At 46.4% G+C, this 15,037-nt stretch carries 16 protein-coding genes; 2 read left to right on the forward strand and 14 right to left on the reverse strand.

Features of this window, described 5'->3' with window-relative positions; translation table 11 throughout:
- Nucleotides 1-147: 147 nt before the first annotated feature.
- The 6 genes from USH94_RS11605 to USH94_RS11630 all read right to left on the reverse strand — a co-directional run bounded on the left by USH94_RS11605 (nucleotide 148) and on the right by USH94_RS11630 (nucleotide 5,768).
- Complete coding sequence (locus tag USH94_RS11605; protein WP_320731323.1) at nucleotides 148-714, reverse strand: DUF2778 domain-containing protein; 567 nt, start codon at nucleotides 712-714, stop codon at nucleotides 148-150.
- A gap of 755 nt (nucleotides 715-1,469) precedes the next feature.
- Nucleotides 1,470-1,919: a hypothetical protein gene (locus USH94_RS11610; RefSeq protein ID WP_146749054.1), complete on the reverse strand. Its 450-nt coding sequence runs from the start codon at nucleotides 1,917-1,919 to the stop codon at nucleotides 1,470-1,472.
- A gap of 438 nt (nucleotides 1,920-2,357) precedes the next feature.
- Nucleotides 2,358-2,507: a hypothetical protein gene (locus USH94_RS11615; RefSeq protein WP_181574074.1), complete on the reverse strand. Its 150-nt coding sequence runs from the start codon at nucleotides 2,505-2,507 to the stop codon at nucleotides 2,358-2,360.
- Between the two features lie 395 nt (nucleotides 2,508-2,902).
- Entirely contained in the window at nucleotides 2,903-3,247 is a 345-nt protein-coding gene (locus USH94_RS11620; RefSeq protein WP_111966163.1) for a hypothetical protein, read from the reverse strand.
- 727 nt (nucleotides 3,248-3,974) lie between these two features.
- Nucleotides 3,975-5,225: a recombinase family protein gene (locus USH94_RS11625; protein WP_111966164.1), complete on the reverse strand. Its 1,251-nt coding sequence runs from the start codon at nucleotides 5,223-5,225 to the stop codon at nucleotides 3,975-3,977.
- Between the two features lie 366 nt (nucleotides 5,226-5,591).
- A complete protein-coding gene (locus USH94_RS11630) occupies nucleotides 5,592-5,768 on the reverse strand; it encodes a hypothetical protein (protein ID WP_181574075.1) in 177 nt (58 codons plus the stop codon).
- Between the two features lie 88 nt (nucleotides 5,769-5,856).
- Between USH94_RS11630 and USH94_RS11635 the strand changes: the two genes are divergently transcribed.
- A complete protein-coding gene (locus USH94_RS11635; RefSeq protein ID WP_032639599.1) occupies nucleotides 5,857-6,246 on the forward strand; it encodes a MysB family protein in 390 nt (129 codons plus the stop codon).
- 6 nt (nucleotides 6,247-6,252) lie between these two features.
- On the opposite strand, the gene USH94_RS11640 is transcribed toward USH94_RS11635, so the two are convergent.
- From USH94_RS11640 to mdoG, 3 genes are all read right to left on the reverse strand, one after another.
- Entirely contained in the window at nucleotides 6,253-6,480 is a 228-nt protein-coding gene (locus USH94_RS11640) for a YceK/YidQ family lipoprotein (RefSeq protein ID WP_111966166.1), read from the reverse strand.
- A gap of 84 nt (nucleotides 6,481-6,564) precedes the next feature.
- On the reverse strand, nucleotides 6,565-9,093 hold the full coding sequence (gene mdoH / locus USH94_RS11645; RefSeq protein WP_111966167.1) for a glucans biosynthesis glucosyltransferase MdoH: 2,529 nt from the start codon (nucleotides 9,091-9,093) through the stop codon (nucleotides 6,565-6,567).
- Nucleotides 9,086-10,639 (reverse strand): glucans biosynthesis protein MdoG, encoded by a 1,554-nt coding sequence (mdoG, locus tag USH94_RS11650; protein ID WP_111966168.1) that lies wholly within the window; start codon nucleotides 10,637-10,639, stop codon nucleotides 9,086-9,088. Before mdoG ends, mdoH begins: the two co-directional genes overlap by 8 nt.
- A 254-nt stretch (nucleotides 10,640-10,893) precedes the next feature.
- Between mdoG and mdoC the strand changes: the two genes are divergently transcribed.
- Nucleotides 10,894-12,033, forward strand: a complete 1,140-nt coding sequence (gene mdoC, locus USH94_RS11655; protein WP_111966169.1) for a glucans biosynthesis protein MdoC — start codon at nucleotides 10,894-10,896, stop codon at nucleotides 12,031-12,033.
- Between the two features lie 33 nt (nucleotides 12,034-12,066).
- Here mdoC and ymdB read toward each other — a convergent pair whose 3' ends face one another.
- The 5 genes from ymdB to csgB form a co-directional block, all read right to left on the reverse strand.
- Nucleotides 12,067-12,609, reverse strand: coding sequence for an O-acetyl-ADP-ribose deacetylase (gene ymdB, locus USH94_RS11660; RefSeq protein WP_111966170.1), 543 nt, complete (start codon nucleotides 12,607-12,609; stop codon nucleotides 12,067-12,069).
- A gap of 107 nt (nucleotides 12,610-12,716) precedes the next feature.
- On the reverse strand, nucleotides 12,717-13,037 hold the full coding sequence (locus tag USH94_RS11665) for a type 1 fimbrial protein (RefSeq protein WP_111966171.1): 321 nt from the start codon (nucleotides 13,035-13,037) through the stop codon (nucleotides 12,717-12,719).
- A 164-nt stretch (nucleotides 13,038-13,201) separates the two neighbouring features.
- Nucleotides 13,202-13,534 carry a curli assembly chaperone CsgC gene (gene csgC, locus USH94_RS11670; RefSeq protein ID WP_111966172.1) on the reverse strand — a complete coding sequence of 111 codons (333 nt, stop codon included), beginning with the start codon at nucleotides 13,532-13,534 and terminating at the stop codon, nucleotides 13,202-13,204.
- A 61-nt stretch (nucleotides 13,535-13,595) separates the two neighbouring features.
- Nucleotides 13,596-14,048 carry a curli major subunit CsgA gene (gene csgA / locus USH94_RS11675; RefSeq protein ID WP_008500842.1) on the reverse strand — a complete coding sequence of 151 codons (453 nt, stop codon included), beginning with the start codon at nucleotides 14,046-14,048 and terminating at the stop codon, nucleotides 13,596-13,598.
- A gap of 41 nt (nucleotides 14,049-14,089) precedes the next feature.
- Nucleotides 14,090-14,545, reverse strand: a complete 456-nt coding sequence (csgB, locus tag USH94_RS11680) for a curli minor subunit CsgB (RefSeq protein ID WP_111966173.1) — start codon at nucleotides 14,543-14,545, stop codon at nucleotides 14,090-14,092.
- Nucleotides 14,546-15,037: the final 492 nt, after the last annotated feature.

Consider the following 15,037-nt stretch of genomic DNA (forward strand, 5'->3'; position numbering starts at 1 on the left):
GCATCAGCTTCATATGAACCACTCAGGCCGGAACCGAAAGTACTATAGGCGGTATCCATGATCCATTGAGTTAGTCCATTGAGAGGCTTACCGAAACTTGATAGCCACCATGCAAAGACAATACAGATACTGTATATAGCCGCATTCTTAACGAATCCTGCACTTCGCATAGTCGCTCCCCCCTTGTACATCAACATAACCATATGCCATCAATCCAGTCCTTGATCCTGGTACTTTAACCTTTTTAGTACGAAGCAACTGACTACGTACAGTATAGAAATCGGGTCGATTGACGAAAGTAATACACCCCTCTGAGAAACCAGAACCATCTGGCCTGAGTGGATGTAATCGGAAGCTACCACGCGATACACCATTAATCATTATGCTATCTGTCATAGTTTGAGCACTGAAGAGTGCAAACCATTCGGAGTGGTCATTACCTGTGATTGTATCAACGCCCCATGCCCGGATCTTATTCAGTGTAGAGCCAGTTGGCCTATCAACTATCCAGTACCGTCCAGTAGGTATTGCACTGTTTGGTAAGTACGCACATTTGGGATCATTGGTATATGGGTTTTGCCCACTGAATACTGAGAAAGTTCCTATTCCATAGACGTGTAATTTGGCATAACCATTTTTATCAATGTCGTCATATGTCATCCTCATTATTTGCATTTTGTTTTCCCTGACGTTTGTATATGAGGATTCTAACATATGATTAAGACCATGAGCAGACCTATAAAAAATGGTAGGTTATTTAATTAGTCCGCTATAAAATTTAGCAGTAGCACGAATACCGAATTGCTTATTCATATGAGTATATGAAGGTCTTCTACCGTTCTCTATGATGTACTTATTTGTATAATCGGTTATGGCTTCTATATGAGCGTCTGAGAGATTTGGTGTATCTGTTAGTTGAACGTGCTTGTCTGTTATAGAGTCCGTTAGACTTCATTCCATCGCGTTTCCAGTTAGGTTTCATTAGATATTCCTTCTTGTTAGTGATGCCCTCTGCGGGCGACTGCGTGTGCGGGTAACTCGTTCGGGCGTGACTCCGTGTGCGGGTAACTCGTTCGGGCGTGACTCCGTGGCGACTCACAAATACTTTGATTTATTACTTTGGTAGTAGCTCTTGGGGTTTGTTACTTTGACAGTACTGTTACTTGTCTGAGCGAAAGCGAGTAAAATCCCTCGTGTTCTTTTCGAGTACTAGCGAGAAAAAACGCAAGGATCGGTTTAATTTGTGTTTCAGTGACTATACGACCGCAGGGAGTGTAGGCACTCAAAGACCGATTTGGACGTAGTTCAAGAGGACTTAATAATTTCTAATTATGGTGTCGAAATTCGGGATTCGCTATATATGGTCGTTTTTAGCCATTCATACCACTAAATGTAGCATCTAAATCGCTAATTCCCTCTATACCCCCCCCGTTACCCCGAATTACGACATTTGACCCTGAATTAAAACACTACTTAGAATGTTTTAATTCAGGATAAATTGAAGCGATAACCTTTAGTAAATCGGCTTTAGAGTACCCAGCATCAATAGCTTCACGTAGTTGATACGCTTCCTCACCTGTTAGGTACTGTGCTCCCTCTGGCGTATCACTTCTGATAGGCTTACCACTGTTTAGAAGTTCATTTAAACCCTCACATATGGCTATCGTAACCATCTTGTAATCACGTACTGATGAAGTAGAAGTTACTAATAGCAGCATGTTTTTGTTTGCAAAAGTCTTACGTTTATTGTTCTTCTCAAAGTAACTTTTTACTGAATTAGATATTACTCTACGTGCTTCATCTGTAAGTTGATTGAGGTAGCGTACCCCTCTGAGATGATCTTGTAATACTGCATTGTCGTGTTCTTTCGGATTTCGTCCACGTTTCTTTAGTTCATGTGCTTCTTTCTTTTTTGTCATGATAAATATCCCTATAAAAATGTTAATTAATACTGGCCTGATGTGTTCCTAGCACTCAGGCTTTTTTATTCCGGAAAATTTGGGAAGGTATTACACTCCGCGTACCTTTTTGAACCATTCACGATACTCTGGAACTTTATTTTTGCGTAGATTGCGAATGAAATGTTTATCACAATTAACTTTTAATACATTACAAATTCTAGCACTTGTCATATCGCTTAGTAGGATATTTTCGTACTGTGAAAATGTTAGTTGAATGAAATTTACCTTTTCTTTCTTTTGTACTGATTTGTTCAATGACTTTCTATTAGTCCTTATTGTACTTTTCAACTTACTATAACTTGCTTGTCTTCTCATGTTTGTTTCCTTATGATTTCTCGTTACTTCCTGTAATCGCGTTTGCTCTTCTTGTTTGGTGAGTAGCCAACCGTGCTTCTATTATTCGCCTTTAATCCTTGATAGATTGATTAAGTACTGAATAGCACTACTGACACTTTTAGCCTTACCTTCGCTGATTAGCTTTTGAAGAAATGCTTCTTGTGTTCCATTTAGGCGTACTCCTACGCCACGTGTTTTCTGTTCTTTCATAAAGTTTCCTTGTTATAGTTGTTCACATTTACATAAAAAAAACATGTAAAAAAGCACCCCAATTGGTGGGGCACTTTGATACAGAAATTTTTAGAGGGAGGATAGTTAATGTCATAACTATTTAGTATCAGAGCCTTAAAGCTCTATACATAGATTATACCAGATGATTTTTTATCGTTTCATCTTTTTGCTTGATTAGTACCACTTACGAAGAATGGCTTTAGCTGTGTATTTTACTGTTAGTAGTACTGCTAAGGTACTGAAGAAAATGGTCATAATAGATACCTCGTATTGTTGCTGAAGTATTTATCATGTATTTGTAAAAATAAATCTTAATTAAAACCGGTCAAATGATATGACCGCACAAGTATTGCTCTTGTGTTTAATACTGTTCGTTACTTCGCCATCAGAGAATTAGCAAAGGTAACATGATCATTAAACTGACCATTCGGATCTTTAATCTTTAATTCACCATCTACATAGGATGCCATAGTAACATCATCAGCAAGACGAAAGTAAAAACTATCATCTTCGTGATTGTGTTGAATCGTTCCTTTGTTTGTTTCGTATAAAGTTTGAATAGGTTGTTCACCTTCGAATGGTGATACCTGACTAGCATCATCATTTTCCAAACCATTCTTACAAGAATAAACTAATGTTCCATTCTTCCAGATCTCTTTATTCTGAATTTCTACATTGTGGTCATCGGAAAAGAATTTGTGAGTTTGAATAATAAGCATATTATGTTTCCTTATTTCAGGTAATAGAATATCCTCTACGTTTCAGTAGTGAATATAGGTTACGTTTTAGTAGTGAGATCGTATGATCTCAGACTGTTATCTGATTAGCGGTGAATACAGCTTTCTCAGTGCGGCTATTATATCAGCCAAGTCGGGCTTGGTCGAGGACAAACACGAAAAAAATAGATATTTCCTTTACGAGTCAGTAATTTTATGTTATAAATTATTTGCTGGATTTCAAACGGAAAACTCAAACCCTTCGGGTGGCAAGTTATACCCGAAAAATACTTCTTACTTAACCCAAATCACATAAAACCTCCTGTAACGCGTTCTAAGCGACTTTACACTAAAGCTTCACCAACACATTATCCCATACAAAAAAGCCTCGGATACGAGCGTACACGAGACCAAAATATAAATTAAAACGTAAAATACATATTTTTAAATCAATTCCAGACTTACTGGAAAGGCAGATAGTCTACTTTTCGATTTATGATGTTCAGTACTATTCATAGTTATAGATAGTTACTAATCCCGCAAAACCCCTTTCGGGGTGTCTATCATCTGATGATATTCCACACTTCATAAATCGTCGCCATTATGAATGCTACACTGAAGAAGTAAGGCCAAAATCGAAGGATTAACCAACCAATACCGCACACTAGGCCAAAACCAAGTATCATATCTATAAGCGGGTTAATCCACATGTCATTTAACCTCTTCAGTATTAGTCAATCCATTCGATATGGTCTTCGTTCAGTTGGTATGCGAAATCATCAGGCTCTCTTCCTACCATCATTGTGTTTATATAATAGAGTAGATCATCTATTGTTTTTGTTCTACTCGCATACATTACCCATGCATTGCCATTCGATTCTACCTTGAAAACAGTTTGCTCTTCCTCTCTTACCAGATAAGTACGTTCGTTGTCTTTTTCGGATATGGTTATTTCACTAATCAGCTTGCCGCTGTTATCAGTAATCAGTATGTGCTTTAGTATATCTCTATGGTAGGTGATATCATAAAGATAATAAGCACCTATGTAACTCGAATCAATTCTTCGGCATTTAACAGAAGATATAACTTTAGCTATATGCTCGTTAGCCTTACGTCTAATTACTGTATTATCTTGATTAGTAAGTTGCTCAATATCATATGTGTAATTCAAAGTAACTGCTTCACATTGATTCTCAAGCGAGTTGATCTTTGCAATCAATTCATCCTTTTCTAAAATTCGTTTCCTCTTAAATTCCATTATTGCAAACAATTCATTTTCATCGTTTGCACTCTGAATCTTTTCATTTAGCAATGCTATTTTTCCATTCACATAAGAAAGTAATCGTTTTAAGGTATCAAGTGACTGATTACTTTTTTCATCACCATAGATTTCATCAAGGTTCAGATTTTTGATATGTTGTAAGAGTACCTTTTCAGTTTCAAAGTACCGTAACATTTTGGAATTACACTTTTCATCTTTTGTTCGTTGCCTGTAACAACGTAAGTATTGTCCACCATTAGACATGGATTGGACGATCATCGGACTACCGCACTCATTACATTTAGTAAGTCCATTGAAAAGATTTCTTTGTTTAGTAGTTGTACTTTTTTGCTTTTTGGAAGATACATTCCTATCCATCATTGATTGTACTCTTGAAAAGAGATCATCCTCAATCACTACTGGATAGATACGCTTTGCATTATCGTTAGCTTCTTTCTTTATTTTAATATTTTCTAAGATCCGCTTTTCAGCATCATTAGTACTTTCATTATCTTTTTTAGGTATGGTGGTGTACTTACCAACAAGGTAGCCATTAAGCCGACGATCACGCAATTTGTTGTAAACCGTAACGGTATTCCAGCCTTTGCCGTTGTAACTCTCCCCTTCTTTGTTCAGAAGATTCACGATCTGAGTTACACCATAGCCATCACGGTATAACTCAAAAATTTTTGTAATTGTCTGTACCTTCTGAACATCCAATTCATAAGACTTCTTATCCTGACTTAATGACAGCCAATCAGGGGTATTGTTGTTAAGAGCAATACCAGTATCTACAGAGTCTTTTTTACGTTTTTGCCATGACTTCTTACTGATACGAGCCTTACGTTTCGATTCCTGGTAAGCACGTTCAATGCTCGTTGATAGAGTGGACAGTTTATGGTCAAGCTTGTAGCTGTAGATTTGCCCTGTCTCTACTTCAACAATGTCAATGTTACGCTTGATCAGGAAAGTGAATTCATCAATGGCATCATAGCCCTGTTTTCAGGAAAACCTGTCCACACTCTCAATTAGCAAACAGCCTTCTGCAATCTCTCCTGACCTTACACGTTCCTTGAATCGCCCCAATTACCCCTTTGTGAAGTTGTGCCCAGCGTAGCCACTAAGCCCTTTATCCGAATCCAGTACTTCATTATTGCTTGGATCGAGCTGATACCCTAATTCAGCGGGTAGTTTAGCGTTTTCGAGGAAATCTAATACTGTACTAATCTGGCGATCTAAGCCAAAAGCATCAACCTGCTGCAAGCTCGATACCCTACTATAAATGTAGGCTTTGACAGTTCGCATTCATGCACCTATACATTTGATAAACATAATCATTGAGGAACTCATTATGTCCGATAAAGAATATGTATTCTATAGTACGCTGGAAGAAGCTATTGATGCCGCTCGTGAAGAGTTCCTCGCCGACAACCCCGGCGTTGAAGAAGAAGATGCTGACGTGCAACAGCTTAACATCCAGAAATACGTTCTGCAGGATGGGGATATTATGTGGCAGGCCGAATTCTTTGCCGATGAAGGTGAAGAAGGGGAATGTTTGCCGATATTAAGTGGTGAAGGTGCGCAGGCCGTCTTTGACGGCGACTATGACGAAATCGAACTGCGGCAGGAATGGCTGGAAGAGAACACCCTGCACGAGTGGGATGAGGGTGAGTTTCAGCTCGAGCCGCCGCTTGATACGGAAGAAGGTCAAACCGCAGCCGATGAGTGGGACGAACGTTAATGTAGGTTATTCGTAAAGGCCGTGGCTGGCATCAATCGGCAGCAGCAGCGTGTCGAAAATCAGCGAGAACGGCAGATCGAGCACGGTCAGGTAGCGCCATGCGGAATCACGGAGATCCCATTTCACGCCAGGGTAATACTGATTTCCGTGGCCCTGCCCTGGAATGGTGCGACTGATGATACTGCCGCAGCCGCTGAGCAGGCATGCCATCAGTACGACGATGATTATTTTCATGAGTAACCTCTAAAAAAATACCGGCGATTAAGCCGGTATTTTATTTGGCGGGAGGCGCTTCGCTTGCCCACCCTACTTAACAACTTACTTCGCCTTCAACGCCAGCGGGTTAAGTTTCAGTTCCTTATAGTAGTTTACCCACGAAGAGTATCTCTCCGGAGCGGACCACACGCGATAGTGAAGACGCGCCATCGTGACCGGGTCGCTCAGCAGGACCAGACGACGGTCGCGGTTGAGTTTTTCCGGAGTCTCGTTAAGCGCCTGCTCTACGTGACGATCGCGGGCAATCTCCAGCACCTGGCTTGCGCGGTGGCGCGCCGTCGCCATAGCCGTTGCCAGGGCGTTGAATGACGGGTTAAACACGGCGTGCATGAAGCCGTCATCCAGCGTGCGATTGCGGTTCTGCTCCAGGTAACGATCGGTATCCACCAGCACCTGCGGCGGGGAATACTCTTCCGGGATCAGGAACAGCTTCCAGCGTTTGGTCCGCAGTCCCACCGTCGAACGGCTGGAGATCACGGAGACAAACGGCGACAGGATCAGCGAGAAAACAATCGGCGCCAGCCAGAACAGGAAGCGCAGATCCAGCCACGCCATCCCGGCCGCCCACACCAGACCCAGCAGCAGCTGTGAACCATGGCGCATAAAGGCTTCGCTCCACGGCGTGGAGTCGTCATCACGCTGCGGTGAGTTCCAGACCACTTCCCAGCCCAGGAATGCGCTGACCACGAACACGGTGTGGAACAGCATACGCACCGGCGCCAGCAGCACGGAGAACAGGACTTCCAGCAGCAGTGAAAGGGTCACGCGGAAGAAACCGCCGTACTCTTTCGAGCCTTTGCACCAGATCAGGATGATGCTGAGCAGCTTAGGCAAGAACAGCAGCACCATGGTCGAGGCAAACAGCGCGATCGCCAGCTCCGGACGCCACTGCGGCCAAACCGGGAACAGCTGCCGCGGTTGCAGGAAGTATTGCGGCTCCGTCAGGGCATGGACGACCTGCAGCGCAGTGGAGAGCGCAAGGAACATAAACCACAGCGGTGCGGAGAGATACGACATCACGCCCGTCAGGAACACCGCACGGTGAACCGGGTGCATTCCTTTAACAAGGAACAGGCGGAAGTTCATCAGGTTACCATGACACCAGCGGCGGTCACGCTTGAGCTCGTCCAGCAGGTTCGGCGGCAGCTCTTCGTACGATCCCGGCAGGTCGTAGGCAATCCAGACGCCCCAGCCAGCACGACGCATCAGCGCCGCTTCTACGAAGTCGTGCGACAGAATAGAGCCGGCAAACGAACCCTCGCCCGGCAGCGGCGCCAGCGCACAGTGCTCAATGAACGGCTTCACGCGGATAATGGCGTTGTGACCCCAGTAGTGCGATTCACCCAGTTGCCAGAAGTGCAGACCTGCCGTAAACAGCGGCCCGTAAACACGGGTGGCGAACTGCTGGCAGCGTGCATAAAGGGTGTCCATTCCGGACGCTTTTGGGGAGGACTGGATAATACCCGCGTTCGGGTTGGCTTCCATCAGACGCACCAGACCACTCAGGCAATCTCCGCTCATGACGGAGTCAGCATCCAGCACCACCATGTAGCTGTACTGGTTACCCCAGCGACGGCAGAAGTCATCAATGTTACCGCTTTTACGCTTCACCCGACGACGACGGCGGCGGTAGAAGATCTGACCTTCGCCCTGCACTTCTGAAATCAGCTCCATCCACGCTTTTTGTTCTGCAACGCAGATATCGGGGTTGTAGCTGTCGCTGAGGATGTAAACGTCGAAATGCTCCGCGTTGCCGGTGGCCTTTACGGACTCCCAGGTTGCACGCAGGCCCGCGAATACGCGGTCAACGTCTTCGTTACAGATAGGCATAATCAGCGCGGTACGGTGCTCAGGATTGAGGGGTTCATCCCCGACCGTTGACGCCGAAATGCTGTATTTGTCACGCCCCATCAGCAGCTGCAGGAAGCCCATCAGCGCGGTCCAGAAGCCAGCTGAGACCCAGCAGAAGAGAACCGCGAACAGCAGAAGGATGCCGCTCTGCAGGATGTACGGCAGCAGCTGCATGAAGGAGACCCAGAGATCCTGGCCCATCATGTCCGTCGGGTTTATGAATGCCCAGCCCTGATACGGCAGGATGGTTTTCATATACCAGGTCGCGACGACCGTCTGCGCAAGCGTCAGAAGCAGCAGGATATAGCGACGGATTGTCCCCACGGTACGCCACTTCTGTTCAGACGCCTGCTCTTCTTTCGTCAGGCGTGACAGATAGCGCGGCGTCACATCACGTCCACGCAGGCGATCCCAGAAGCGACCCACCGGGTTGGTGCGCCACGGATCGGGGAACATAGAGGAACGCGTTGCCTTCGGCATCGCCTGAAGCTGATCGCGTCCTTCATCGTCTTTAATCAACTGCCCTTCCGCCAGCGAATCCGGCCAGGCCTGCTCCAGACGCGCCTTGACTGACCCAAGCGGCGTATCATCATCACGGGTAAACGTATGATGTTCACCATCCAGCGCGGTGTGAACCGCGCGGATGTCGCTCTTAAGCAGTGCCGCTTTTTCGATATCCGTCAGCGGCATGGCATCAATATATTCAGATGTATTATTCATTGGCAGGTAGCTGATAGCTCCAGGTTTCACTCAGCGGCTGATCGTTACTGACCAGCGCAGCACGCATTTCAGTGGTCTGTTTCGGATCTTTCACTTTCACGCGCAGGGTCAGACGCCAGCCTTTGGTTACCGGGTTGTAACGCACGGTATTCTCAACGATTTCACCGTTATCACCGATGCTGGCCTGAGCGGCAACGGCGGTGTCCGGTGCCAGTTTCTTCATATCTTGGCCTGTGAAGTCCACGACAAACGCCACGGTGCCGTCAGGCTGACGAATCAGATTAGACTGCTTCACATCACCCGTTGAGCGGCGAGTCTGCATCACATACGCGTTATCCGGCGCATGCAGCTTATCTTCGTCGCGGCTGAAGGTAATGGTGTACTTGAAGTTCATCTCTTTACCGGCTTCCGGCAGCTGATCCGGCGTCCAGTAAGCAACGATGTTATCGTTGGTTTCGTCGTTGGTTGGAATTTCTACCAGCTCGACCTTACCTTTACCCCAGTCACCGTTTGGCGTGACCCAGGCGCTTGGACGCTGGTCATAGCGATCGTCCAAATCTTCAAAACGGGAGAACTGACGACCACGCTGCAGCAGGCCAAAACCTTGTGGGTTTTCCATCGCGAAGCTGCTCACCGCCAGATGTTTCGGGTTATTCAGCGGACGCCAGATCCACTCACCGTTACCGGCATGAATCGACAGACCGTTGGAGTCGTGCAGTTCCGGGCGGAAGTTGGTTGCCGGTGACGGCTGGTTCGGCCCAAACAGGAACATGCTGGTCAGCGGCGCAACGCCCAGTTTGCCGACTTTATCACGCAGGTAAACCTTAGACTGTACGTCAACCACCGTGTCGCGACCCGGCATAATCACAAAGCGATAGGCCCCGGTCGCACGCGGCGAATCCAGCAGCGCGTAAATAGTCAGACGTTTATCCGTTGGTTTTGGACGTTCAATCCAGAACTCACGGAAACGTGGGAACTCTTCACCTGATGGTAGCGCGGTATCAATAGCCAGTCCGCGCGCAGAAAGCCCGTATACCTGCCCCGCGCCAATCACGCGGAAGTAGCTGGCACCAAGCATGCTGACGATTTCGTCGTTTTTATCTTTGCTGTTGATCGGGTAAAGCACCTTAAAGCCTGCGAAGCCCAGGTCTTTCACCGTATCTTTGTCGTGTTGCACATTGCCAAAATTGAAGTAATCCGGGCTGTACTTGATCTTACGTACCGCTGTTGCCGTCACTTCATTGATGGCAACAGGCGTGTCGAAGTACATACCCTGATGATAAAACTCAAGCTTGAACGGGGTTTTAATATTGCTCCAGTACGCTTTGTCGTGATTGAACTGGATCTGCTGATAGTCCGCATACTTCATGTCGCGGAAAACGGAGGGCAAGTTACTTTTCGGCGCTTCGTAGCTCTTGCCTGCCATCGATTTTGCCTGTTTTGCGACATCGTCGATGTTAAAGGCCAGTGCCGATGAGGTATACAGTGATAACACCACTGCAGCACCCAACCAACGCATTTTCATCATCTGTGGTTTATGTTTCATAATAAGTAAGCACTTCCCCCTTTGTGTGCTTATATCGATCCGATCCATTTTAATGGAAACTCAGGCAATCCGACAACATTATCACTGCTTTGTTCAGCTGCTGGCTCATGGATTAAGCAAATGAAAGAACCCGCTATTCACTTTGCGTGCTTATCCTGGAGACAGGGTGTCGGTCTTGGTGTAGGGTTGGCTTCGAATGTAACCATTATGAGTCTTAGGGATAAGACGAAAAGTCTGAGAATGCATAACGTTATATGAGCACAACACCAACAGAACGTGAATATTTCCTCGACTCGATCAGGGCCTGGCTGATGCTATTGGGGATCCCCTTTCACATTTCACTGATTTACTCCAGCCACACCTGGCACGTGAATAGCCAGATGCCCTCCTGGTGGCTGACGCTGTTTAATGACTTTATTCACGCCTTTCGAATGCAGGTTTTCTTCGTCATATCCGGCTATTTTTCTTACATGCTGTTTCTGCGATACCCGCTTAAGCGATGGTGGAAAGTACGCGTGGAGCGCGTGGGCATCCCGATGCTGACCGCAATTCCGCTGCTGACGCTGCCTCAGTTCATTATGCTGCAATACGTCAAAGGCAAAGCGGAGAACTGGCCGAATCTGACGCTCTATGAAAAGTACAATACGCTGGTCTGGGAGCTGGTGTCTCACCTGTGGTTCCTGCTGGTCCTTGTAGTGCTGACAACGGTAAGTTTGTTGATTTTTAGCCGCCTGCGCCACCATCTGAGTACAAAAGCCAACACCTTCTTCGCCAACGTTACGATGGGCAAATTGTCAGTGCTCTTCTTGCTGTTGGGGATCGCTTATGCCGCCGTGCGACGGACGCTGCTTATCGTTTACCCGCCTATTTTGAGCGACGGGTTATTCAATTTCGTGGTGATGCAGTCATTGTTCTACATTCCGTTCTTTTTAATCGGCGCGCTGGCTTTTATTCATCCAAAGCTTAAATCGCTGTTTGTCACCCCGTCACCGTGGTGCGCGCTGGGGGCAACCTTCGCGTTCGCTGCATATCTGCTGAATCAGCGCTACGGCAGCGGCGACGCCTGGATGTATGAAACGGAAAGCGTGATCACGATGCTGCTGGGCCTGTGGATGGTGAACGTGGTATTCGCGCTGGGCCATCGCTTGCTGAACTTTAAGTCCAGCCGCGTGACTTACTTCGTTAATGCATCACTGTTTATCTATCTGGTGCATCATCCGTTGACGCTTTTCTTCGGGGCTTACATCACACCACACATCGCCTCCAACACGTTGGGCTTCTTTACCGGGCTGGTTTTTGTGGTAGGGGTGGCGATCGTACTTTACGAAATCCATCTGCGGATCCCGCTCCTGCGTTTCCTCTTTTCAGGAAAACCGCAGGCAAAAGCCTCATAAACCACGCGGCGCACCAGATGCGCCGCGTTTGCTTCAGCTTTCCAGCTCTTGTCTGCGCTGAGTCAGAAGCCGCTGATAAAGATGCGTGGTGTCGTCGTCAAAACAGACAAAAATCACCTTCTCTGGCAGCGGTTTTAACGACAGATAGCGGTAAACGGTTTCTACAGCGATCGTTGCGGCTGCCGCTTTAGGATAACCATACACGCCGGTGCTGATAGCCGGGAACGCCATCGTTTTATAACCGTTGTCGGCGGCCAGTCGCAGACAGTTCCGGTAAGCCTCTTCCAGAATACTCGCTTCGTGCCGATCGCCACCGTGCCAGACGGGCCCAACGGCATGAATAACCGCTCTGGCGGGCAAATTGCCCGCCAGCGTAATTACCGCATGACCGGGAGGACATTCGCCCTGCTGTTGCCGCACGGTTTTACAGGCTTCGAGCAGCTGCGGTCCGGCAGCACGGTGAATCGCCCCGTCTACACCGCCTCCCCCCATGAGGGAAGGATTGGCCGCATTGACGATGACGTCGACGTGCATTGTCGTAATATCGCCTTGAATAATTTCAATTTGCGGTTTCATAAAGCCCCTCTGCAATCCGCCTTTTTCTTAAGTGTATCGCAGAGGTGACCGGGAGAAAAAACTATCAGAAAAAATCCTCTTCCTCCGCAGGGCGGGGAGAACGCGCATTAGCGATACTGGATTTCAATAACTGCAAGCGTTTTTTCAGGATTAAGGTATTTCATATTGAGCGTTGCCAGGTTTGAGTCGCTCACTTTCCCGTTAAGCGCCTCTTCATAGCTGACCATACGCGTTTGCATACGGTTATTATTTGGACATGACATTGCAAATTGTTGCTTCTGCGGAGTGATTTCACAAGGGTCGGCGACGATAGCACCGCGAAAATGAATGACACCGCCGTCAACAACTGTGGCCGAATAAGCCGGGATACTCAAAGCAGAAACGACCAGACCCAGACCTGCTACGAGTCGAGCAAAATAGTTGTTCATTATAGGTACTCCTCAATGAAATTCGTCCATGAGGGGTAAACGCGCTTCATTTATTACGGCAAACGAAGTTTCACGTTACGGAACATAACGACCTGGTCCCTGATATCAGCATAGCTCAACGTCACAGACCCGCCACATTCACAACGTATTGATTTAATACATTTTTATAGCGAACGTTCCGCTGGCGACCACTGTTGTGATAAATGAAGCGATTTTCCATCTGTAACGGTGACAACGATTTTTACCGTGTCCCCTGCATTAATATTTAAACTCAGGCGCATTAAATCAATCGTCTGATTAGCGGGTATAAAAAGTGTGTTTTGCTGCCGGGAAGAACTTTGCCCCCCCTGCCCTTCTCGTAAAGAAACAATCTGAACCTGACAATCACACGACTGCGCCAGAGTGACCTGAGGAATAATGGTGGTCATATTTTCCTGCTGCGACGTTTTGAAGGTGATCTGACTGGAAAGCGCGGCCAGGAGAATTAAGGTATTCATGATGAACTCCCGAAAAAAAACAGGGCTGATGCCCTGTTTTTTTGTAGCACAGATTTCAGTATCAGTACTGATGAGCTGTCGCGTGGTTACCAAAGCCGATCTGGGTAACGTTGACAGTAGAGTTAGAGGCAGTCTGGTCAACGAGTGCGCCGTTAAAGCCGCCGGACTGGCTAACGTTCATAACAGATTTTTTACTGTTCCACTGATCAAGTGTTGCACTGTTGCCGAATCCTTTCTGGGTCAGGTTGATTTTACTGTCATCAGAACCCTGACCAACGTCAGCGCCGTTACCGCCACCTTTCTGGGTAATATTCAGCACGGAATTTCTGGCGTCTGTCTGCAGAGCAACCGCGGAGTTACCGCCACCGTCCTGATAAATATTCAGGGTTGAATTTGGACCACTGTATCCGCCATGACCATGCCCATGACCCCAGCCGCCCTGATTAATAGAACCCGCCATAGCACTACCAGAAACTACGATTGCTGCAAGCGCTGCCACTTTGAGAAATTTCATGGTAAACCCCCATCGGATTGATTAAAGTCGTCGCGAAAGCGCTAATGTTGAATAACGTTAATCGCCATTTGCGACTGTTTCTGCACTACAACTGCGGTTTTCTGCGTACCGTACTGCGTAATATTTGCTCTATTACCCGACCCTTTCTGGATAATTTTCGCGCTATTACCGTATCCATCTTGCGTAATACCTGCATCATTCGCGTTTCCGCTCTGATCGATCCAGGCTATATTGTAACTCCCTGATTGATCAACTCTCGCTCTGTTGCCTGCCCCATCCTGGGAAACAATGGACAATAGTTTCGAACCTTCCTGGCGAACCTGAGCGTCATTGAAAACACCCTGTTGACCAATAATGGCTGCCTGATTGAGTGATGAAAGACTTAATTCGTTAACCGCAAAGTTATATTCAGCATTTGCTAAATCTGAATTCGCTGCGGTTACAAATCCAGGCGCACCCAGTAATGTAAACATCATAAATAACGATGTGTATTTCATGTTGTCACCCTGGACCTGGTTATTGAATAACTCCATAACCCTATAACAGTGTCACATGTAAAAACGATTCGTATTGTGTTAACGCGTCGTTACGGTGAAGAGTATGTCCGCTGAAACATTTTAAATATCTCACCCGCGCGGCTTATTTTTATTTTTCAGATCACCACAAAGTCGTAATTTACATCAAAAACCACTTTATTCAGGCCAGCTTATATTTTTTATTACATGCATTTTTCGAAAGGGTTGTACAGCAAGATAAAAGCTGTCCACGCCTCCTCCCGAGGTGTTTAAACGTAACGGCATGAGAACATTTTTTCTCAGCACGTGACACGAGTCCTCTTTTCTTAAGCCAGACTGCTGCTCATTCGATGGCTTAGTAAAAACCTGTAACTCATACTAAATTATTGCTTTATAAAAATAACAAATATCCATTTAAATCATGCTATTAAAAATATTTGTATGATTTTTAAAATCTGTGCAGATCTATTTATG

Source organism: Enterobacter sp. 148H3 (assembly GCF_034107425.1).
Taxonomy (GTDB): Bacteria; Pseudomonadota; Gammaproteobacteria; order Enterobacterales; family Enterobacteriaceae; genus Enterobacter; species Enterobacter vonholyi.

Coding starts and splice junctions, on each gene's coding strand:
- USH94_RS11605 (WP_320731323.1), bottom strand. CDS start 714: ATGTTAGAATCCTCATATACAAACGTCAGGGAAAACAAAATGCAAATA.
- USH94_RS11610 (WP_146749054.1), bottom strand. CDS start 1,919: ATGACAAAAAAGAAAGAAGCACATGAACTAAAGAAACGTGGACGAAAT.
- USH94_RS11615 (WP_181574074.1), bottom strand. CDS start 2,507: ATGAAAGAACAGAAAACACGTGGCGTAGGAGTACGCCTAAATGGAACA.
- USH94_RS11620 (WP_111966163.1), bottom strand. CDS start 3,247: ATGCTTATTATTCAAACTCACAAATTCTTTTCCGATGACCACAATGTA.
- USH94_RS11635 (WP_032639599.1), top strand. CDS start 5,857: ATGTCCGATAAAGAATATGTATTCTATAGTACGCTGGAAGAAGCTATT.
- USH94_RS11640 (WP_111966166.1), bottom strand. CDS start 6,480: ATGAAAATAATCATCGTCGTACTGATGGCATGCCTGCTCAGCGGCTGC.
- mdoH (WP_111966167.1), bottom strand. CDS start 9,093: ATGAATAATACATCTGAATATATTGATGCCATGCCGCTGACGGATATC.
- mdoG (WP_111966168.1), bottom strand. CDS start 10,639: ATGAAACATAAACCACAGATGATGAAAATGCGTTGGTTGGGTGCTGCA.
- mdoC (WP_111966169.1), top strand. CDS start 10,894: ATGAGCACAACACCAACAGAACGTGAATATTTCCTCGACTCGATCAGG.
- ymdB (WP_111966170.1), bottom strand. CDS start 12,609: ATGAAACCGCAAATTGAAATTATTCAAGGCGATATTACGACAATGCAC.
- USH94_RS11665 (WP_111966171.1), bottom strand. CDS start 13,037: ATGAACAACTATTTTGCTCGACTCGTAGCAGGTCTGGGTCTGGTCGTT.
- csgC (WP_111966172.1), bottom strand. CDS start 13,534: ATGAATACCTTAATTCTCCTGGCCGCGCTTTCCAGTCAGATCACCTTC.
- csgA (WP_008500842.1), bottom strand. CDS start 14,048: ATGAAATTTCTCAAAGTGGCAGCGCTTGCAGCAATCGTAGTTTCTGGT.
- csgB (WP_111966173.1), bottom strand. CDS start 14,545: ATGAAATACACATCGTTATTTATGATGTTTACATTACTGGGTGCGCCT.